This window comes from Pseudomonas sp. FR229a (genome assembly GCF_030209115.1).
In the GTDB taxonomy this organism is placed as follows: Bacteria; Pseudomonadota; Gammaproteobacteria; order Pseudomonadales; family Pseudomonadaceae; genus Aquipseudomonas; species Aquipseudomonas moraviensis_A.
This window is the reverse complement of record NZ_JARVSP010000002.1, coordinates 261,105-282,611: the sequence shown is the minus strand read 5'-3', so window position 1 is coordinate 282,611 and position 21,507 is coordinate 261,105. Positions and strand designations below refer to the sequence as shown.

Genomic DNA, 21,507 nt, shown 5'->3' with positions numbered 1-21,507 from the left:
TTGGGGCTGCTCCGCAGCCCAGCGGGAGCAAGCTCCCTCGCCACAAGAGCGGCACATCCCTTACACGGTGACGCCGTGGGTTTTGAGGAAGGCGATAAACGCTTCTTCGTCCATGACCTTGACCCCGAGTTCATTGGCCTTGGTCAGTTTCGAGCCGGCACCGGGGCCTGCGACCACGCAATGGGTTTTCGCCGACACGGAACCGGCAACCTTGGCACCAAGGCTTTCCAGATGATCCTTGGCCACATCCCGGCTCATCAGTTCGACCTTGCCGGTCAGCACCCAGGTTTCGCCGGACAATGGCAAACCTTCAACGACTTTCTTCTCGCTCTGCCAATGCATGCCGAAATTGCGCAGTTGTTGCTCAGACTGCTCGGCGAGTTGGCGATTCTCGGGCGAGGCGAAGAACTCGCGCACCGAGTTGGCCTGCTTCTCCGGCAGCGCCTGACGCATGTCCAGCCAGTCAGCGTTCATCACCTCTTCCAGCGAGCCAAAGCGGTCCGCCAGTTTCTGTGCACCACCGGGGCCGACGAAAGGAATGTGCAGCTTGTCGAGCAAGCCGCCCAGCGTGGTACTGGCGGCGAACTCCGCGCCCAGCTCCCCTTGGTCCTGAATCTGCAAGCCGTGGCCGAGCAATTCGCTGATGACCTGCTGGTTGTGCGCATCCTCGAAGAAGCTGTGAATCTCGTGCGCCACTTCCAGGCCGACATCCGGCAGGTAGGTCAGGACGTGCGGCAAGGCCTGTTGCACGCGCTCCAGCGAACCCAGCGACCGTGCCAGCACCTTGGCTGTTTCCTCGCCGACATCAGGAATGCCGAGGGCGTAGATGAAACGTGCCAGGCTCGGTTGCTTGCTGTCTTCGATGGCTTTCAACAACTTGTTGCTTGAGACTTCGGCAAAGCCTTCCAGATCGACGATGTCATCGAACTTCAGCGCATACAGATCGGCTGGCGAACTGACCAGACCTTCGTCGACCAGTTGCTCGACGCTCTTGTCGCCCAGACCTTCGATGTCCATGGCCCGGCGCGAAACGAAGTGAATGATCGCCTGCTTGAGTTGCGCGCCACAGGCCAATCGGCCGACGCAGCGATACACCGCGCCTTCGCTGAAGGTTTCCTTGCCCTTGCTGCGCTTGACCAGTTGCGTGCGTTCGACATGCGAGCCGCACACCGGGCAGCTTTCAGGGATGGCGACCGGGCGCGCGTTATCAGGACGACGCTCGGTGACCACCTGCACCACTTGCGGAATCACATCGCCGGCGCGGCGAATGATCACCGTGTCGCCGATCATCAGGCCCAGACGTGCCACTTCGTCCATGTTGTGCAAGGTGGCGTTGGCCACGGTGACGCCGGCGACTTTCACCGGCTTCAGACGCGCCACCGGGGTCACCGCACCGGTGCGGCCGACCTGGAATTCAACGTCGAGCAGCTCGGTGAGTTCTTCCATCGCCGGGAATTTATGCGCGATCGCCCAGCGCGGTTCGCGGGCGCGGAAGCCCAGTTCACGCTGGTCGGCAATGCTGTTGACCTTGAACACCACACCGTCGATCTCATAAGCGAGTGCATTACGCCGTGCGCCGATGTCGTGGTAGTACTCCAGGCACTCGTCGATGCCCTTGGCCAGCTTCAGTTCGTGACTGATCGGCATGCCCCACTTCTGCAACTGCTTGAGGTTGCCGATGTGGGTGTCGGAAATGTCGTGGGATACCTGACCGATGCCGTAGCAGCAGAATTCCAGCGGCCGGTTGGCGGTGATCTTCGAATCGAGCTGGCGCAGACTGCCCGCAGCAGCGTTGCGCGGGTTGGCGAAGGTCTTGCCGCCGATCTCCAGTTGCGAGGCGTTGAGTCGCTCGAAACCGGCCTTGGACATGAACACTTCACCGCGCACTTCCAGCGTCGCCGGCCAGCCTTCGCCGTGCAGCTTAAGAGGAATGTTGCGCACGGTGCGCACGTTGACACTGATGTCTTCGCCAGTGGTGCCATCGCCTCGGGTGGCGCCACGTACCAGCAGACCGTCCTGATACAGCAGGCTGACCGCCAGGCCATCGAGCTTCGGCTCGCAGCTGTATTCCACCGCCGCGCCACCACCGAACAGATCGCCGGCCGGCACGTCGAGACCTTCGTTGACCCGGCGATCGAACTCGCGCATGTCGGATTCTTCGAAGGCGTTGCCGAGGCTGAGCATCGGGATTTCGTGACGCACCTGAGTGAACGCAGTCAGCGCCATGCTGCCGACGCGCTGGGTCGGCGAGTCGCTGGTGATCAGTTCCGGGTTGGCTGCTTCCAGTGCCTTGAGCTCGTGGAACAAGCGGTCGTACTCGGCGTCCGGAATGCTCGGTTCGTCGAGAACATGGTAGCGATAGTTGTGCTGATCCAGCTCAGCGCGCAGCTCTAGAATGCGGGTTTTGGCGGCGGTCATGGGTGTTCTCTCACAAAGCAAAAGAGCAGCCGAGGCTGCTCCAGTGTCTAATCATAGTCGCTCAAGGTGGTAGACCTTGTGGCGAGGGAGCTTGCTCCCGCTCGGTGGCGAAGCCGCCGTAAATTTGGGGTCGCTTCGCAACCCAGCGGGAGCAAGCTCCCTCGCCACAACTGCGCTCTGGCCTTAGCGCTTCTGGGTCAGCGCGCGGCGTTCGAACTCGACGATGCGCTGACGGTAGTGCTCGATCGTCTGCGCGGTCAGCACGCTGCGCTGATCATCTTTCAGTTCGCCGTTCAGCTCCTGGGACAGCTTGCGTGCTGCCGCGACCATCACGTCGAAAGCCTGTTTCGGATGACGCGGGCCTGGCAGACCGAGGAAGAAGCTCACCGCCGGGGTGCTGAAATGGTCGATGTCGTCCAGATCGAAAATGCCCGGCTTGACCGCGTTGGCCATGGAGAACAGCACTTCACCGTTGCCGGCCATGCTTTCGTGGCGGTGGAAAATATCCATCTCGCCAAAACGCAGACCGCTTTCGAGAATGTTCTGCAGCAGCGCCGGGCCCTTGAAGCCAGCCGGGTCGCGGCAGATTACGCTGATCACCAGGACCTCTTCGGCTTGCGGCTGATCTTTTTCCGCCACGGTCGGTGCAGGCTTGCTGTCTTCGGCGAAATCGTCGTCACGGCTGCTGAAGCTCGGACCGCCGTCCAGATCGAGGTCGAGGTTCAGGTCGCCCTGCGCCGGGCCATTGCTGCCGCGCTTGCCACGTTTCGAGCCGGATTCACGCGGCTCGCGGGCTTCGCGGTTGGGCATGCTCACCGACGGCAGATCGTGCTCGTCCAGTTGCGGCTCCTTGTGCGTGTCCAGCACGCGGGCCGGGCCCAACAGCTCGGCGCTGGTGTCCTCGTCCGGCAGATTGGACAGGCTCCGGTCGAGACGGAATTTCAGCTTTCCCTTGCCGCCGCGCATACGGCGCCAGCCATCGAAAAGAATACCGGCTATCACAATGATGCCGATGACGATCAGCCACTCGCGCAGACCGATTTCCATGTAATCCCGTGCCTCTATAAAAAATGCTGAAAAATAAGGGGTTTACACTGCGTAAACCGCTTTAAAACGTGGCGCCAACTCTATGTTCTGACAGGCGTTTTGCCCACGTATACGAAAAATTGACATTAAACTAGCACGATCAAAGGCTTCGCAGCTACAAGCTTTAAGCGCCAAGCCACAAGCCGTCCACCTGCAGCCTGGAGCTTGTCACTTGCAGCACCGCCGCTAGGCGTCCACCATCGCCATCGCCTCCTCGACATCCACCGCCACCAGCCGCGAACAACCCGGTTCATGCATGGTCACGCCCATCAATTGCTCGGCCATTTCCATGGCGATCTTGTTGTGGGTGATGTAGATGAACTGCACGGTCTGGGACATCTCTTTGACCAGCCGTGCGTAGCGTCCAACGTTAGCGTCATCCAGTGGCGCGTCAACTTCGTCGAGCATGCAGAACGGCGCCGGGTTCAACTTGAAGATGGCAAAAACCAGGGCCAATGCAGTCAGGGCTTTTTCGCCACCGGAGAGCAAATGGATGGTGCTGTTCTTCTTCCCGGGCGGCTGCGCCATGATCGTCACCCCTGTATCGAGTAGATCTTCGCCCGTCAGTTCCAAATACGCCCGTCCACCGCCGAAAACTTTTGGAAAAAGTGCCTGTAAACCGCCATTGATCTGATCAAAGGTATCTTTGAAACGATTGCGGGTTTCCTTGTCGATCTTGCGAATGACGTTTTCCAGCGTCTCCAGCGCCTCGACCAGATCGGCGTCCTGCGCATCCAGATAACGTTTACGCTCCGATTGTTGCGTGTATTCATCGATGGCCGCGAGGTTGATCGCGCCCAGGCGCTGAATCCGCGCGTTGATGCGTTCGAGTTCTTCTTCGGCTTCGCGTTCACTGGCTTGCGCCGTCAATGTCGCGAGCACGCCGTTGAGATCGTAGCCATCTTCAAGCAATTGGTCCTGCAAGGCCTTGCGGCGCACGGTCAGGGCTTGCCACTCCATGCGCTGCTGTTCGAGCTGGCCGCGAATCAGCTGCGATTGCTGTTCGGCCTGGGTCCGGCGTTTTTCCGCATCGCGCAATTCGCGATCGGCGTCTTCCAGGGCGATCTGCGCAGTCTTGAGTTCTTCGTCAACGGTCATGCGCTTGTCGAGCAACTCTTCGAGCTTGAGGCGTAACTCTTCCAGCGGCGCCTCGCCCTCCTCCAGATTCAGACTCAACTGTTCGCGCTTTTCAGTCAGGCGTTCGGCCTGCATTTCCAGACGCTCCAACGCCTGCCGCGTGGAGTCATGCTGGGCGCGCAACGAGCCGAGACGCACGGCCAGTTGATGGGCGTGATCCTTGTGCTGCCGCGCTTCCTGACGCACGCGATCAAGGCGCTCGCGCAGGCTGTCGCGCTGGGCCAGCAGTAACTCGCGCTGCTCGGTGTCGAGCGCCATGGCATCCAGTGCTTCCTGCAATTGCATGCGCGCCTCGCCGACCTGTTCGTGCTCAAGCTCGCGCTGTTCGGCGAGTTCGACCAGTTCTTCATCAAGACGGGTGCGACGCAATGTCAGCTGTTCGGCCTTGGCTTTGCCGGCGGACAGCTGCGCTTTCAATTCGCCTTGCTGGCGCGCTTCGTCTTGCAGCAAGCGACGCAGATGTTCGCGGCCGTTTTCCTGCTGGCGCTGTTGCGCACGCAAGGTTTGCAGACGGGTTTCCATGGCCTCGACCGTGGCTTCGCGCTCTTCGCGTTCAAGCTGCAAGTCTTCGATTTCCTGGCCACGGGCGAGCATGCCGCTTTCCGCTTCGCTGGCGCGACGTACGCGTAAAAAGTGTCGTCCGACCCAATAGCCGTCGCGGCTGATCAGGCTTTGCCCGGTGCTCAACTGACCGCGCAACGCCAGCGCCTGTTCAAGGCTGTCGACCGGTTTGACCTGACCAAGCCACGGCGACAGATCGATCTGCGCCTCGACTTTATCCAACAGGCTGCCCGCCACCCGCACGCCATCGCTGGCCGGGCTGAGCAGGCGCAAATCGCCTTGGGTGAAACCGGACAGATCGAAGCCGCTGAAATCGTCGACCAGCACCGCTTGCAGATCGGCACCAAGCACGGTTTCCACCGCCAGCTCCCAACCGGCCTCGACCTTCAGGCCCTCGGCCAGACGCGGACGCTCGGCGAGGTTGTGTTCCTTCAACCACTCAGCAGTGCCGGTGCCGGGATCGAGCGCGGCCTGCTGCAAGGCTTCCAGCGACGCCAAACGCCCGTTGAGCCGCTGCAGATCGCCCTGCGCCTGCTGCTGGGCGGTCAAGGCCTGCTGCAATTCCTGACGCAGTTGTTCGAGCTTTTCGACCTGCGCTTCTTCGCTGGTCTGCAAATCTTCCAGGGTCGCTTCGGACTCGGCGAGCTGCTCGTTGAGCGCCATGATCGCCGCATCTTCCGGATCGGCTGAAAGCAACGCACGTTCTTCGCCGAGGCGTTTCTGCCGGTCGGCCAGGCGCTCCATGCTGCTTTCCAACTGCTGGATCCGCGACTGTTGCACTTCGGCCTGACGGCGCGGTTCGGCAGCCGTCAGGTTGAAGGCGTCCCACTGCTCCTGCCAGCCGTGCATGGTGGTTTCGGCTTCTTCAAGCGCAGCGGCGGCTTCTTCGGCGGCGGCGCTGGTGACTTCCTGCTCGGGGGTGAGCATGTCCAGCTCTTCACCGAGGGTCAGCAGCAAGGTGCGGTCGTGGCCCAGGTGCGATTCGGTTTCCAGACGCGCGCGCTCGGCTTCTTTCAGATCGTCCTGCAACTGGCGCAAACGCTGCTGGCCGTGCTGAATGCTCTGCTCGACCCGGGCGATGTCGCCGCCGACCGAATAGAAGCGGCCCTGCACCAGATTGAAGCGCTCGGACAGGTCGTGGTGGCCGTCGCGCAGGCGTTCGATGGCCGCATCGGCGTTACGCTGCTCGGCGACCAACGCTTCGAAGCTGACTTCCTGGTTGCCAATGATCGACTCGCGCTGGCCGACCTGCTCGTTGAGATCCTGCCAGCGCAGGGCCGACAGTTGCGCCTTGAGCTGACGCTCTTCGGCCTTGAGCTCCTGGTACTTTTTCGCCGCCTCGGCCTGACGGTGCAGACGTTCGAGCTGGCGCTCCAGCTCTTCGCGCAGGTCGGTCAGGCGTGCGAGGTTCTCGTGGGTGCGGCGGATGCGGTTTTCGGTTTCGCGGCGGCGCTCTTTATATTTCGAGATGCCGGCGGCTTCTTCGATGAAGTTACGCAGGTCTTCAGGCTTGGACTCGATCAGCTTGGAGATCATCCCCTGTTCGATGATCGAGTAGCTGCGCGGGCCGAGGCCGGTGCCGAGGAAGATATCGGTGATGTCGCGCCGACGGCACTTGGTGCCGTTGAGGTAATAAGTGGTCTGGCTGTCGCGGGTGACTTTGCGGCGGATGGAAATCTCCGCGTAGGCGGCGTATTCGCCGAGCAGCGTGCCGTCGGAGTTATCGAACACCAGCTCGATGCTCGCCTGACTCACCGGTTTGCGGCTGGTCGAGCCGTTGAAGATGACGTCGGTCATCGACTCGCCACGGAGGTTCTTCGCCGAACTTTCGCCCATCACCCAGCGCACGGCGTCGATGATGTTCGACTTGCCGCAACCGTTCGGCCCGACGACCGCCGCCATGTTACTGGGGAAGTTCACCGTGGTCGGGTCGACGAAGGACTTGAACCCCGCCAGTTTGATGCACTTTAGCCGCACGCTCAGGCAACCGTCAGCGCAGACACCACCAGATCGCAGCTGCGCTGGGCGTACGCCGTGAGCACGATGCGGATCTGCGGCAAATCTCGGGCGAGCACGGCAGCGAGCAAGCGTTCGAACAGCTCGAGGAACTCGCTCATTTCCGCTTTGCGCTGTTCGAGGGCGAGAAAGTAGGCGCGGCTCATCGCCGGCTGGAGGTTCTCGACGGTTTCCTGCAGATACGGATTGTTGGCAAACGGATAGGCGGCGCGCATCACCGCGAAGCTGTCGTCGACGAAGCTGCGGATATCGCCGCGCTCGTAATTGGCGGTCAGGCGCTGCTGGATCTGTACGAACGGCGCCATGTCCGACTGCACTTGCCAGCCGTTGGCCACGGAATTGCCGAGCAGGATGTACAGCTCGCTCATCAGCGTGCACAGGCTCTGCACCTTGTGCGGCGTCAGCTCGGTAACGTGGGCGCCACGACGCGGCAGGATCGCGATCAGGTGACGGCGCTCGAGGATCAGCAAGGCTTCGCGGACCGAACCGCGGCTGACGTTGAGCGCCAGCGTGACCTTCTGTTCCTGGATGCGCTCTCCCGGCTTCATTTCGCCACGAATGATGCGTTCGGCGAGGTGGTGAGCGATTTGCTCGGCGAGGCTGTCCGGCGCCTTGAACGTCATGGTTGTCCTTCAAACTCTATCGATCTGCACAAGCGGCGCAGTGTAGCGCAAATGCACGGTCATGGCGGAGTGCCCACTCAGCGGTTTTTGGCACGAATCCCGCAAAAAAGCGCGGTGACCGATGAAGGTCAATACTGAATAGACACGCTGGTGATCGACGAAACGGATTTTCCTGACCTTTAAGTCAGAAAACCATTGACCGAAAAGTCAGACCTGCTAAATTCGGTCCACGTCGGTTAACAACAATAATGAGTCTGCGAGGCCTTCCGTGATCCAGTTTTTACTTAACCAGGAACTCCGTAGCGAGCACGCCCTGGACCCGAATCTGACTGTGCTCAACTACCTGCGCGAACACGTGGGCAAGCCCGGCACCAAAGAAGGTTGCGCCAGCGGCGACTGCGGCGCCTGCACCGTGGTGGTTGGCGAGTTGCAGACCGATGACACGGGGCGTGAACACATCCGCTATCGCAGCCTCAATTCGTGCCTGACTTTCGTCTCGTCCTTGCACGGCAAACAACTGATCAGCGTCGAAGACCTCAAGCACAAGGGCGAGCTACACAGCGTGCAGAAAGCCATGATCGAGTGCCACGGCTCGCAGTGCGGTTTCTGCACTCCCGGCTTCGTCATGTCGCTGTTCGCCCTGCAAAAGAACAGCGATGCACCGGACCAGGCCAAGGCCCACGAAGCACTGGCCGGCAACCTCTGCCGCTGCACCGGCTACCGGCCAATCCTCGCCGCCGCCGAACAATCCTGCTGCGCCAAACCAGCGGATCAGTTCGACGCCCGCGAAGCCGAAACCATCGCCCGCCTCAAGTCCATCGCGCCGACCGATATCGGAGAACTCAACAGCGGCGACAAGCGTTGCCTGGTGCCGCTGACCGTGGCCGATCTGGCCGATCTCTATGATGCTTACCCACAAGCCCGGCTGCTCGCTGGCGGCACCGATCTGGCGCTGGAAGTCACCCAGTTCCACCGCACCCTGCCGGTGATGATCTACGTCGGCAACGTCGCCGAAATGAAGCGCATCGAGACCTTCGCCGACCGCATCGAAATCGGCGCCGCCACTGCCCTCTCCGACTGCTACGAAGCGTTGAACGCCGAGTATCCGGACTTTGGCGAACTGCTGCACCGCTTCGCCTCGTTGCAGATCCGCAACCAGGGCACCCTCGGCGGCAACATCGGCAACGCCTCGCCGATCGGTGACTCGCCACCGCTGCTGATTGCCCTCGGCGCGCAGATCGTGCTGTGCAAAGGCGAAACCCGCCGCACCTTGAACCTGGAAGATTACTTCATCGACTACCGCGTCACCGCGCGCCAGGAAAGCGAATTCATCGAAAAAATCATCGTCCCGCGCGCCAGCGCCGAGCAGTTGTTCCGCGCCTATAAAGTGTCGAAGCGTCTCGACGACGATATCTCCGCCGTCTGCGCCGCGTTCAACCTGCGCGTGGAAAACGGGGTGATCGCCGACGCGCGCGTGGCCTTCGGCGGCATGGCGGCGACCCCCAAACGCGCCGCGCATTGCGAAGCCGTGCTGCAAGGCGCGCCGTTCACCAACGCGGTGATCGAGCGTGCCTGCGCCGCGCTGGCCGAAGATTTCACACCGCTCTCGGACTTCCGCGCCAGCAAGGAATATCGCCTGCTCAGCGCGCAGAATCTGCTGCGCAAATACTTCATCGAACTGCAAACACCGCACATCGAGACTCGGGTGACCGCTTATGTCTAACCATCACGCCGTAGAGAAGACCCAGGCTGAGCTGGCCGAATTGTTCGCCCAGGACCTGACCACCGGTGTCGGCCGCAGCGTCAAGCACGACAGCGCCGCCAAGCATGTGTCCGGTGAAGCGCAGTACATCGATGATCGCCTGGAATTCCCCAACCAGTTGCACCTGTATGCACGCCTGTCGGACCGCGCCCACGCGAAAATCCTCAGCATCGACACGCAGCCCTGCTACGCCTTCGAAGGCGTGCGCATCGTCATTACCCACGAAGACGTGCCGGGCCTGAAAGACATCGGCCCGCTGATGCCGGGCGATCCGTTGCTGGCCATCGATGATGTGCAGTTCGTCGGCCAGCCGGTGCTGGCGGTCGCGGCGAGAGACCTGGAAACCGCACGCAAAGCGGCGATGGCGGCGATCATCGAATACGAAGATCTCGAACCGGTGCTGGATGTCGTCGAAGCCCTGCGCAAACGTCACTTCGTGCTCGACAGCCACACCCACCAGCGCGGCGATTCGGCCTCGGCGCTGGCCACCGCAGAGCATCGCATTCAAGGCACGTTGCACATCGGCGGCCAGGAACACTTCTACCTGGAGACGCAAATCTCCTCAGTCATGCCCACCGAAGACGGCGGCATGATCGTCTATTGCTCGACGCAGAACCCCACCGAAGTACAGAAACTGGTCGCCGAAGTGCTCGACGTGTCGATGAACAAAATTGTCGTCGACATGCGCCGCATGGGCGGTGGTTTCGGCGGCAAGGAAACCCAGGCCGCGAGCCCGGCCTGCCTGTGCGCAGTGGTGGCGCACCTCACCGGCCAGCCGACCAAAATGCGTCTGCCACGGGTCGAAGACATGCTGATGACCGGCAAACGTCACCCGTTCTACGTCGAGTACGACGTTGGTTTCGACAGCAGCGGCCGTCTGCACGGGATCAATATGGAGCTGGCCGGCAACTGCGGCTGCTCGCCGGATCTGTCCGCGTCGATCGTTGACCGGGCGATGTTCCACTCGGACAACTCGTACTACCTCGGCGATGCCACCATCAACGGTCACCGTTGCAAGACCAACACCGCGTCGAACACTGCTTATCGCGGTTTCGGTGGCCCGCAGGGCATGGTCGCCATCGAGGAAGTGATGGACGCGATTGCCCGTCACTTGAAGCTCGACCCGCTGGCGGTGCGCAAGGCCAACTATTACGGCAAGACCGAGCGCAATGTCACCCACTACTACCAGACCGTCGAGCACAACATGCTCGAAGAGATGACCGCCGAACTGGAAGAAAGCAGCCAGTACGCCGAGCGGCGCGAAGCGATCCGTCGCTACAACGCCAACAGCCCGATCCTGAAGAAAGGCCTGGCGCTGACTCCGGTGAAATTCGGGATTTCCTTCACGGCGAGTTTCCTCAATCAGGCCGGTGCGCTGATCCACATTTACACCGACGGCAGCATCCACCTGAATCATGGCGGCACGGAAATGGGCCAGGGCCTGAATACAAAAGTCGCCCAGGTCGTGGCGGAAGTGTTCCAGGTGGAAATCGACCGTGTGCAGATCACCGCGACCAACACCGACAAGGTGCCGAACACTTCGCCGACCGCTGCCTCCAGCGGAGCCGACCTGAACGGCAAAGCTGCGCAGAACGCAGCGCAGACCATCAAGCAACGCTTGGTCGAGTTCGCCGCGCGGCACTACAAGGTCAGCGAAGAAGACGTCGAATTCCGCAACGGCCACGTGCGTGTGCGCGAGCAGATCCTGACGTTCGAAGCGCTGATCCAGCAGGCGTATTTCAATCAGGTCTCGCTGTCGAGCACCGGGTTCTACAAGACGCCGAAAATCTACTACGACCGCAGTCAGGCACGTGGCCGTCCGTTCTATTACTTCGCTTTCGGCGCAGCCTGCTGCGAAGTGATCGTCGACACCCTGACCGGCGAATACAAGATGCTGCGCACCGACATCCTGCATGACGTCGGCGCCTCGCTGAACCCGTCGATCGATATCGGTCAGGTCGAGGGTGGCTTCATTCAAGGCATGGGCTGGCTGACCATGGAAGAGCTGGTCTGGAACAACAAGGGCAAGCTGATGACCAACGGCCCGGCCAGCTACAAGATCCCGGCCGTGGCGGACATGCCGCTCGATCTGCGGGTGAAACTGGTGGAAAACCGCAAGAACCCGGAAGACACGGTGTTCCATTCCAAGGCTGTCGGTGAACCGCCGTTCATGCTCGGCATCGCCGCGTGGTGCGCGATCAAGGATGCGGTGGCGAGCCTCGGTGATTATCAGCATCAGCCGAAAATCGACGCACCGGCCACGCCGGAGCGAGTGTTGTGGGGATGCGAGCAGATGCGTCAGTTGAAGGCGGTAAAGGCTGTAGAAGCTGAGACCGAGCTGGCTCCGCTCTAGTACCGAGGCGCGGCCATTCGCGAGCAGGCTCGCTCCCACAGGGATATGCATTGCCAATGTGGGAGCAAGCCTGCTCGCGAAGAGGCCCGAACAGACAACGATGTTGTAGGGGTGACATATGTACAACTGGATCGACGCCCTCGCCGACCTGCAGAACCAGGGCGAGCCCTGTGTGCTGGTGACGATCATCGAAGAACTCGGCTCGACGCCACGCAACGCCGGCTCGAAAATGGTCGTCAGCGCCGACCGCCTGTTTGACACCATCGGTGGCGGGCATCTGGAATTCAAAGCCATGCAGATCGCCCGCGAGATGCTCGCCAGCGGCAAGCAGGACACGCATCTGGAGCGCTTCAGCCTCGGCGCCAGCCTCGGTCAATGCTGCGGCGGCGCCACGGTGTTGCTGTTCGAACCGATGGGCCAGGTGCAGGCGCAGATTGCCGTGTTCGGCGCCGGCCACGTCGGCCGCGCCCTCGTGCCGCTGCTCGCCAGCCTGCCCTGCCGGGTGCGCTGGATTGACTCGCGCGAGGCCGAGTTCCCCGAACACATCCCCCACGGCGTGCGTAAAATCGTCAGCGAAGAGCCGGTGGATGAAATCGATGACCTGCCTGCCGGCAGCTACTGCATCGTCATGACCCACAACCATCAGCTCGATCTGGAGCTGACAGCGGCGATTCTCAAGCGCAACGATTTCACCTGGTTCGGCCTGATCGGTTCGAAAACCAAGCGCGCCAAATTCGAACACCGCCTGCGTGATCGTGGTTTCGACCCGAGCGTGGTGCAACGCATGCGTTGCCCGATGGGCATCGGCGAAGTCAAAGGCAAATTGCCTGTGGAAATCGCCATCTCCATCGCCGGCGAAATCATCGCCACCTACAACGCCAGTTTCGGCCAGCACAGTGCCCGCGCCGAACCGATTGCCCGACTGCTGCCCGCCTCGCGCCGCAGTCAGGCGGCCAAACTCAAAGCCTCAAACTGATTAGAGAACCCTCATGCCTCTGACTCGCAAAGCCTACCGCGCCGCCATCCTGCACAGCATTGCCGACCCTGCCGAGGTCGGCATCGAAGCCTCCTATGAATATTTCGAGGATGGCCTGCTGGTGGTCGATGACGGCAAGATCAGCGCCGTCGGCCACGCCAGCGAACTGCTGCCAACCCTGCCGACGGATATCGAGATCAACCATTATCAGGATGCGCTGATCACCCCGGGCTTTATCGACACGCACATTCACCTGCCGCAAACCGGCATGGTCGGCGCCTATGGCGAGCAACTGCTCGACTGGCTGAACACGTACACCTTCCCCTGCGAGAGCCAGTTTGGCGACAAGGCCCACGCCGACGAAGTGGCGGATATTTTCATCAAGGAACTGCTGCGCAATGGCACCACCACGGCGCTGGTGTTCGGCAGCGTGCATCCGCAATCGGTGAATTCGTTTTTCGAAGCCGCCGAGAAGCTTGACCTGCGCATGATCGCCGGCAAGGTCATGATGGACCGCAATGCCCCGGACTATCTGGTCGACACTGCCGAATCCAGCTACGTCGACAGCAAGGCGCTGATCGAGCGCTGGCATGGCAAGGGCCGTTTGCATTACGCAGTGACGCCGCGCTTCGCCCCCACCAGCACCCCGGAACAACTGACCCTCGCCGGGCAACTGCTGACGGAGTATCCGGATATGTACATGCAGACCCACATCAGCGAAAACCTCAAGGAAATCGAATGGGTCAAGGAGCTGTTCCCGGAGCGCAAGGGCTACCTCGACGTCTACGATCACTACCAGTTGCTCGGCGAGCGCTCGGTGTTCGCCCATGGCGTGCACCTGTGTGACGACGAATGCGCGCGACTGGCGGAAACCGGCTCGGCGATCTCGTTCTGCCCGACCTCGAACCTGTTCCTCGGCAGCGGCCTGTTCAACCTGCCGATGGCCGAAAAGCACAAGCTCAATGTCGGCCTCGGCACCGACGTCGGCGGCGGCACCAGTTTCTCGCTGCTGCAAACCCTCAACGAAGCCTACAAGGTGATGCAACTGCAGGGCGCACGGCTGAGTCCGTTCAAGTCGCTGTATCTGGCGACCCTGGGTGGCGCGCGGGCGCTGCGTCTGGAAGACAGGATTGGCAATCTGCGGCCGGGCTCGGATGCCGACTTCCTGGTGCTGGATTACAACGCCACGCCGCTGCTCAGCTATCGCTTGAAGCAGTCCAAGAACATTGCCGAAACGTTGTTCGTGTTGATGACGCTGGGGGATGACCGCACGGTTGCGCAGACGTATGCGGCGGGGGCGTTGGTGCATCAGCGCTGAGTTTTTTCAAAGCATAAAAAATCCCCCGGTGGTGGACGCCCCGGGGGATTTTTGTTGGCGGTCAGATTGTCTTCGCGAGCGGGCTCGCTCCCACCTTTGAAATGCATTCCCCTGTGGGAGCGAGCCTGCTCGCGAAAGCCGCGACTCGGTTTCAGATCAGAGCTTGGCGCTCGAGCGACCCGGCTTCTTGGTCTGCAACAAATGCGAGAACACCGCATGCAGGTCATCCGACGCACCTTCCTCGTCGAGATTGAGCTTGCTGTCGATGTGATCCATGTGATGCATCATCAGGTTCACCGCCAACTCGCCGTCGCGCTTCTCGATCGCGTCGATCAGTTGAGTGTGTTCGTCATACGAGCAGTGCGAACGGTTGCCGCTTTCATACTGGGCAATGATCAGCGAAGTCTGCGAAACCAGGCTGCGCTGGAAGCTGATCAACGGTGCGTTCATCGCCGCTTCCGCCAGTTTCAGGTGGAATTCGCCCGACAGACGAATACCGGCGCCGCGATCGCCACGGGAGAAACTGTCGCGTTCGTCATTGACCATCTGCCGCAGTTCGGCGATCTGCTCGGCGGTGGCGTGTTGCACGGCCAATTCGGTAATGGCGCGTTCGACCAGACGCCGGGCGAGGAAAACCTGACGCGCCTCTTCAACGCTCGGGCTGGCGACCACCGCGCCACGGTTTGGCCGCAACAGCACCACGCCTTCATGGGCCAGACGCGACAGCGCGCGGCGAATGATGGTGCGGCTGACCCCGAAGATTTCCCCCAGCGCTTCTTCGCTCAATTTCGTGCCGGGCGCCAGACGCTGTTCGAGGATGGCCTCGAAGATATGCGCGTAGACAATATCGTCCTGGGTCCCGCTGCGGCCGGCTTTGCCTGCTCGCGGTTGTTTCTTGAGGGGTTGCAACTGTTCGTTCATGGGCACTCGAGTCGGGAAAACTGCGGCGAATAGACCGTGACTGTAATACGGCACAGTAGGTCGCTGGCAAGTATCGCGTAAAAAACAGCGCGATTGTACACAATGAATGGTGGCAACACGACTGTACGGCTGTTTGCGACATCGGCTGTATTGCAACGGCAGGTTACGTTTGAGTTTAGGCTTGATCGCAGAATCCGCCTTCTACGCACTATCCCCTGTAGGAGTGAGCCTGCTCGCGATGGCGGTGTGTCATTCAGAGATAATTCGACTGACACACCGCCATCGCGAGCAGGCTCACTCCTACAGGGGGATTGCGTCGAAGGGGACCTCTCCATTGGTATAAGGAACACCGCCGTCATGACCGACGCCACCCACGCCCGCCTGCGCCCGCTGGCCGATACTTCGCCTTCCGCCATCGTCGCCGGTTTCATCGCGATGATGACCGGCTACACCAGTTCGCTGGTGCTGATGTTCCAGGCCGGGCAAGCGGCCGGGCTGAGCAGCGGGCAGATTTCCTCGTGGATCTGGGCGATCTCGATCGGCATGGCGGTGTGCTCGATCGGCCTGTCGCTGCGCTATCGCACTCCGATCACCATCGCCTGGTCGACCCCCGGCGCGGCGTTGCTGATCACCAGCCTGGGCGGTGTCAGCTACGGCGAGGCGATCGGCGCCTACATTACCTGCGCGTTACTGGTGACGATTTGCGGCCTGACCGGCAGCTTCGAACGGCTGGTGAAAAAGATCCCGGCTTCCCTGGCGGCGGCATTGCTCGCCGGGATTCTGTTCAAGATCGGCAGCGAAATCTTTGTCGCCGCGCAACACCGCACCGGGCTGGTGCTGGGGATGTTCTTCACCTATCTGCTGGTCAAACGCCTGTCGCCGCGTTATGCCGTGCTCGTTGCGCTGCTGATCGGCACCGCGCTGTCGGGCTTCATGGGGCTGCTGGATTTCAGCGGCTTTCATCTGGAAGTGGCGACGCCAGTCTGGACTACGCCGCATTTCTCTCTTGCGGCGACCATCAGCATCGGCATTCCACTGTTCGTGGTGGCGATGACCTCGCAGAACATGCCCGGCATCGCGGTGCTGCGTGCCGATGGCTATAACGTCCCGGCCTCGCCACTGATCACCACCACCGGCATCGCCTCGTTGTTACTGGCGCCGTTCGGCTCCCACGGCATCAACCTCGCGGCGATCAGCGCGGCGATCTGCACTGGCCCGCATGCCCACGAAGACCGCAACAAACGCTACACCGCCGCGGTGTGGTGCGGGGTGTTCTACGGGATTGCCGGGGTGTTCGGCGCCACATTGGCGGCCCTGTTTGCCGCATTGCCGAAAGAACTGGTGCTGTCGATTGCCGCACTGGCGCTGTTCGGCTCGATCATCAATGGTTTGAGCATCGCCATGAGCGAGGCGAAGGAACGGGAAGCTGCACTGATCACCTTTATGGTCACCGCGTCGGGGCTGACGCTGTTTTCCATTGGCTCGGCGTTCTGGGGGATTGTTGCGGGGGTGGTGACGCTGGTGATTTTGAATTGGCGTAAAGCTTAAGATCAAAAGCCCCTCACCCTAGCCCTCTCCCGGAGGGAGAGGGAACTGACCGTGGTGTGTGGAAGAGGTGCGCCACATGAGGTACCGAGTCGAACTCACATCTTGAAAAGCCCAAAAATCGGCTCCCTCTCCCTCGGGAGAGGGCTGGGGTGAGGGGTGAATCCACCACTGAATCCAAGTCGAACACCCAAACCCCAGACGAAAAAAAACGGCGACCCGAAGGTCGCCGTTTTTTCAGTATCACTTGGCCGCGTTGATCGGCTTTTCCGGATACCACACGTCCAGCAGCGGGCTGACTTCGTACTTGGTCAGCTCGGAGCGGTTTTTCAGCCAGGCTTCAACGGCAGCGCGCTGCTCTTCGTTGACCGAGCCACGCTTCTGCAGGCATACCAGACCGAAGTCGTCGCCGCCTACATAACCCAGACCGTTGGCTTCCATGGCTTCTTTGATGAATGCTTCGAGGAAAGCGTCAATGGCTTCTTCGGACAAGTCTTCTTTGAAGTCCAGGTTCAGTTCGAAACCCAGCTCTTGAAATTCATCAACGCACAGTTTTTTGCGCAGACGCTGGGAACGGTTAGTCGCCATTGGAACAATCCTCTTAAGTAATAACGGCCGGCACTTTACCAGTTTAAGCCGGCGATTGCCCGACTCTCTGGCCGCTGCGGCCGACCGCCTGTAAAAAAATAACCCCTTGGCCGGCCCTGACACGGCACAAGCTGTTACAGCTTGGGGCATAATGCCGACACTTTCATGACCACTGAGGGCCTTTTCATCCATGTCCTCGTCTTTTTCCCCCTCTTCAGCAGGGTTTTATTGCATATGATCAAATCGTTGCGTCCACTGTTTCTCGCTGGCCTTCTTCTGCCTTTGGCCCTGCCCGTTTCCGCTGCCACCATCAACACTTCCCTCACCCCGAACGTTGAAAAAGCCCTCAAGGCCAGCAAGCTGCAGCCTACCGCGCTGTCGCTGGTGATGGTGCCGCTCGACGGTCCGGGCACGCCGACCGTGTTCAACGCCGATGTGTCGGTCAACCCGGCCTCGACGATGAAACTGGTCACCACCTACGCGGCGCTGGAAATGCTCGGCCCCAACCATCAGTGGAAAACCGAGTTCTACACCGATGGCGACCTCAGCGGCGGCATTCTCAACGGCAATCTCTACCTCAAGGGTGGCGGTGACCCGAAGCTGAACATGGAGAAACTCTGGCTGCTGATGCGCGACCTGCGCGCCAACGGCGTCACACAGATCACCGGCGACCTGATCCTCGACCGCAACTTCTTCGTGCAGCCGCAATTGCCGGAATTCAACGATGACGGCAACGACGACAACAAGCCGTTCCTGGTCAAGCCCGATTCGTTGCTGGTCAACCTCAAGGCCCTGCGCTTCGTTGCACGCAATGATGGTGGCCGCGTGTTGATTTCGGTGGAGCCGCCGATTGCCAGCATTCGTATCGAAAACACCGTCAAGGCGCTGCCCTCCAAGCAATGCACCGGCGGCGTGCGCTACAACCCGGTGCCGCAGGCCGATGGCAGCGTGACCGTGACCGTTGGCGGCCAGTTGGGTGAAGGTTGCAGCTCGCAGACCTACCTGTCGCTGCTCGACCACGCCACCTACACCGCCGGCGCCGTGCGCGCGATCTGGAAGGAGCTGGGTGGCAGCATTCAGGGCAAGGACCGTCTGGCGCCGACGCCGAGCAGCGCCAAGTTGCTCGCCCGCGCTTACTCGCCGGATCTGGCCGAGATCATCCGCGACATCAATAAATACAGTAACAACACCATGGCTCAGCAGCTGTTCCTCAGCCTTGGCCAGCGTTTCCGCAACGACGCCGACGGTGATGACGCGCGGGCGGCGCAGCGCGTGGTCCGTCAATGGCTGGCGAAGAAAGGCATCACCGCGCCGCATCTGGTGATGGAGAACGGCTCTGGTCTGTCGCGGGCCGAGCGAGTCAGTGCGCGGGAGATGGCCAATATGCTTCAGGCCGCCTGGCACAGCCCGTACGCCGCCGAATACATCAGCTCGCTGCCGATTGCCGGTACCGACGGCACCATGCGCAAACGTCTGAAAACCACGGCGATGCGCGGCGAAGCCCACGTCAAGACCGGTACTCTGAACACCGTGCGCGCAATCGCCGGTTTCAGCCGTGACGTCAACGGCAATACCTGGGCGGTGGTGGCGATCCTCAACGACAAGGCCCCATTCGGTGCTTCGTCGGTGCTCGATCAGGTGCTGCTGGATCTGTACAAACAGCCGAAATTGCCGCAGACCGCTTCGGTCCTCTGACCGACGCTGAAACCCCTGTAGGAGTGAGCCTGCTCGCGATAGCGGTGTATCAGACGCTGACATGTGTCTGGACGGACGCTATCGCGAGCAGGCTCACTCCTACAAGGGATCGATGTGACGACTCAGCTCATCTCCCGCTCAACCCGATCCCGGCCATTCTGCTTGGCCGCATAAACCCCTGAGTCCGCACGCAGCAGCAACGCATCCGCGCCCTCCCCCGGGCGCCAGCTGGCGATGCCGAAACTGGCGGTGACCACGCCAACCACGTCCACCGGCGTACTGCGCAGGCCTTCCCACAATTCCATTGCCAGCATGTACGCGTGCTCGCCGTCGATGTCCGGGCACAGCACCATGAACTCTTCGCCGCCCAAGCGGCAGAACACATCGGTGCGGCGCAGGCGATGGCCAATGCGCTCGCACACCGCTTGCAGCACCCGGTCGCCGACGGCGTGGCCGTAATGATCGTTGATGCGTTTGAAGTGGTCGATGTCGAGCATGATCACCGACAACTCGCCGCCGCCCCGCTCGACCCGGGCCATTTCCGTGGTCAGGCGCTCCTGGAAATAGCGGCGGTTGTGAATGCCGGTCAGCGAATCGGTGATCGACAACGCACGCAATTCTTCTTCCACGCGCTTGAGGTCGGAAATGTCCGAGATGTAGCCGTGCCACAGCACCCCGCCACCCGGTAGCTCCTCCGGTGTCGCCTCGCCGCGCACCCAGCGCAGGCCGCGCTCAGGCAGTTGCACGCGGTATTCCTCGCGCCACGGGCTGAGATTCTCCGCCGATTCGCGGATCGATGAGCGCACGCGAATCGCGTCCTGCGGGTGGATGCGGCTGAAAATCGCCTCGGAGTCGAGCAGCAGGACATCCGGCTCCAGTTCATAGATCTCGCGGATGCCATCGCTGGCGTAGATCACACTGAAGCGCCCATCGAATTCCATCTTGAATTGGTAGATGCCACCGGGAACATGGGCGCTGAGCTTCTTCAGCAACGTGTCGCGTGCTGCCAGCACTTCGTGCACGCGCTTGCGCTCGGTGATGTCGATACAGATTGCCAGATGGCCGACCCACAAGCCCTGCTCGTCGAGCACCGGGGTGGCGAGCATGTTGACCGGCAGATGACTGCCATCGCTGCGCACCAGCGTCCATTCGCGTGCTTCATGACCGCCGACTTCGCCGCCCTCGACCAGCATCGCGTGGCAGGTCGGAATGCTTTTGCCGTAGCGCGCGCTCAGCTCCGCCGAACGCGCCGCCAGCTCTCGGGGCAAATGCAGGTTTTCCAGGGTCATGCGTCCGACCACTTCGGCGCTGCTGTAGCCGAGCATCTGTTCAGCGCCGGGGTTGAAGGTGTTGATCACTCCGCGCAGATCGGTGGCGATGATCGCGACCTGGGTGGCGGCATTCAGCACGCCGCGCAACTGCCCATGGGTGCCGCGCAGTTCCTGCTCGCGCTCATGCAATTCCTGGGTGCGCACCTCGACCAGACGCACCGCGCGCTGACGCTGGCTGACCAGCACGTATAGCAAGGCACTGAGCAGCGCGCTGAGCAAGCCGCCCAGAATGATCACACTGCCCACCGAAGAATGGTTGGCCTGCATGAACGCGTAGCTTGGCAGGATATCGACCTGATAGTCGTGATCGGCCATGCGCAGCAAACGCGTCGCCGCCAGATCGCCGGGCACCGCCTCGTTGGTCGATTCGAACAGTTCCTCATGTTGATCAGGGGTCGACATATCCAGAATGCGCACCGACAGGTAATCGTGCAGGGCATCGGGCAGACCGTCGGCAAGCAACTGGCGCATGCTGATCACCGCCATCACATAGCCGAATGGCTGTGACTCGCCTGATCGATTGACCGGCGCCAGCAACAACACCCCACGCGCATAGGCCGGCTCGATCCCGACCAGATGCATCGGTTGCGACACGACCAGGTTGCCGAGACGGTCGGCGCGTTCAAGGGTTTCACGGCGCAAGGGTTGGGCGAGCAAGTCGTAGCCCAGCGGCGGCGCCAGTCGACTCTGAGTCTGTGTGTACAGCACCGGCACGTATGCGTCGCGTGGTGCTGCCAGCTGCAGATCACCCTTGGCGTCCAGCTCGCGGATGGTGAAATTGCTCAGGCCTTCGTCACGCACACGCTGTTCGAACGCCTCCCGCTCAGCGCCGCTGATTTTCGGTGCGTAGGTATAGGCTTGGGTGCGCAGTAATAAAGGTCGGGAGTAACCGTCGAATTCGGCGCGGGACACCGATTCGGAGTTGGTAAAGAACCGGCGCAGGCCATCGAGACGTTGCTCCTGGTCCTGAAAGCGTTCGGCGATGCGGCTGTAGCGTTCGTTGGCCAGCAGCTGAAAGCGCTGACGCGATTGTTGCTGGAACTGATTGTGGGTGCCCCAGGCAAGCAACCCGGTGAGAATCCCGCCGGCAAGCAATACCAGCAAAGCGACCAGCCAGGCTGAGACGTCTTCGCTGATAAAACCGAGAATTTTCGGGCGCACGGGGTGCAACGGCATA

At 61.3% G+C, this 21,507-nt stretch carries 13 protein-coding genes; 6 read left to right on the top strand and 7 right to left on the bottom strand.

The window, feature by feature from the left end; genetic code table 11:
* Positions 1-60: 60 nt before the first annotated feature.
* The 4 genes from ligA to QRN33_RS02595 form a co-directional block, all read right to left on the bottom strand.
* Positions 61-2,418 carry an NAD-dependent DNA ligase LigA gene (ligA, locus tag QRN33_RS02610; RefSeq protein ID WP_285406713.1) on the bottom strand — a complete coding sequence of 786 codons (2,358 nt, stop codon included), beginning with the start codon at positions 2,416-2,418 and terminating at the stop codon, positions 61-63.
* A gap of 183 nt (positions 2,419-2,601) precedes the next feature.
* Positions 2,602-3,465: a cell division protein ZipA gene (zipA, locus tag QRN33_RS02605; RefSeq protein WP_116658610.1), complete on the bottom strand. Its 864-nt coding sequence runs from the start codon at positions 3,463-3,465 to the stop codon at positions 2,602-2,604.
* Positions 3,466-3,690: 225 nt separating this feature from the next.
* Positions 3,691-7,179: a chromosome segregation protein SMC gene (gene smc, locus QRN33_RS02600; RefSeq protein ID WP_285406710.1), complete on the bottom strand. Its 3,489-nt coding sequence runs from the start codon at positions 7,177-7,179 to the stop codon at positions 3,691-3,693.
* A 2-nt stretch (positions 7,180-7,181) separates the two neighbouring features.
* Positions 7,182-7,841 carry a GntR family transcriptional regulator gene (locus tag QRN33_RS02595; protein ID WP_039763015.1) on the bottom strand — a complete coding sequence of 220 codons (660 nt, stop codon included), beginning with the start codon at positions 7,839-7,841 and terminating at the stop codon, positions 7,182-7,184.
* A 268-nt stretch (positions 7,842-8,109) separates the two neighbouring features.
* Between QRN33_RS02595 and xdhA the strand changes: the two genes are divergently transcribed.
* From xdhA to guaD, 4 genes are all read left to right on the top strand, one after another.
* The gene (gene xdhA / locus QRN33_RS02590; RefSeq protein ID WP_285406705.1) at positions 8,110-9,564 is read left to right on the top strand and encodes a xanthine dehydrogenase small subunit; all 1,455 of its coding nucleotides are present in this window, start codon (positions 8,110-8,112) and stop codon (positions 9,562-9,564) included.
* Positions 9,557-11,956: a xanthine dehydrogenase molybdopterin binding subunit gene (gene xdhB / locus QRN33_RS02585; protein WP_285406702.1), complete on the top strand. Its 2,400-nt coding sequence runs from the start codon at positions 9,557-9,559 to the stop codon at positions 11,954-11,956. Before xdhA ends, xdhB begins: the two co-directional genes overlap by 8 nt.
* A 118-nt stretch (positions 11,957-12,074) precedes the next feature.
* Positions 12,075-12,932 (top strand): xanthine dehydrogenase accessory protein XdhC, encoded by an 858-nt coding sequence (gene xdhC / locus QRN33_RS02580; RefSeq protein ID WP_042608435.1) that lies wholly within the window; start codon positions 12,075-12,077, stop codon positions 12,930-12,932.
* A 13-nt stretch (positions 12,933-12,945) separates the two neighbouring features.
* A complete protein-coding gene (gene guaD / locus QRN33_RS02575) occupies positions 12,946-14,250 on the top strand; it encodes a guanine deaminase (protein ID WP_285406701.1) in 1,305 nt (434 codons plus the stop codon).
* A gap of 156 nt (positions 14,251-14,406) precedes the next feature.
* Here the strand turns inward: guaD and QRN33_RS02570 are convergent, their stop codons facing one another.
* A complete protein-coding gene (locus tag QRN33_RS02570) occupies positions 14,407-15,171 on the bottom strand; it encodes a GntR family transcriptional regulator (protein WP_039763010.1) in 765 nt (254 codons plus the stop codon).
* 357 nt (positions 15,172-15,528) lie between these two features.
* Here QRN33_RS02570 and QRN33_RS02565 point away from each other — a divergent pair, with 357 nt between their 5' ends.
* Positions 15,529-16,719, top strand: coding sequence for a benzoate/H(+) symporter BenE family transporter (locus QRN33_RS02565; protein WP_285406697.1), 1,191 nt, complete (start codon positions 15,529-15,531; stop codon positions 16,717-16,719).
* Between the two features lie 240 nt (positions 16,720-16,959).
* On the opposite strand, the gene QRN33_RS02560 is transcribed toward QRN33_RS02565, so the two are convergent.
* Complete coding sequence (locus tag QRN33_RS02560; RefSeq protein WP_016773843.1) at positions 16,960-17,304, bottom strand: YggL family protein; 345 nt, start codon at positions 17,302-17,304, stop codon at positions 16,960-16,962.
* A gap of 234 nt (positions 17,305-17,538) precedes the next feature.
* Between QRN33_RS02560 and dacB the strand changes: the two genes are divergently transcribed.
* The gene (dacB, locus tag QRN33_RS02555) at positions 17,539-18,999 is read left to right on the top strand and encodes a D-alanyl-D-alanine carboxypeptidase/D-alanyl-D-alanine endopeptidase (protein WP_039763007.1); all 1,461 of its coding nucleotides are present in this window, start codon (positions 17,539-17,541) and stop codon (positions 18,997-18,999) included.
* A gap of 122 nt (positions 19,000-19,121) precedes the next feature.
* On the opposite strand, the gene QRN33_RS02550 is transcribed toward dacB, so the two are convergent.
* Positions 19,122-21,506, bottom strand: a complete 2,385-nt coding sequence (locus QRN33_RS02550; protein ID WP_285406692.1) for a sensor domain-containing diguanylate cyclase — start codon at positions 21,504-21,506, stop codon at positions 19,122-19,124.
* Position 21,507 lies beyond the last annotated feature (1 nt).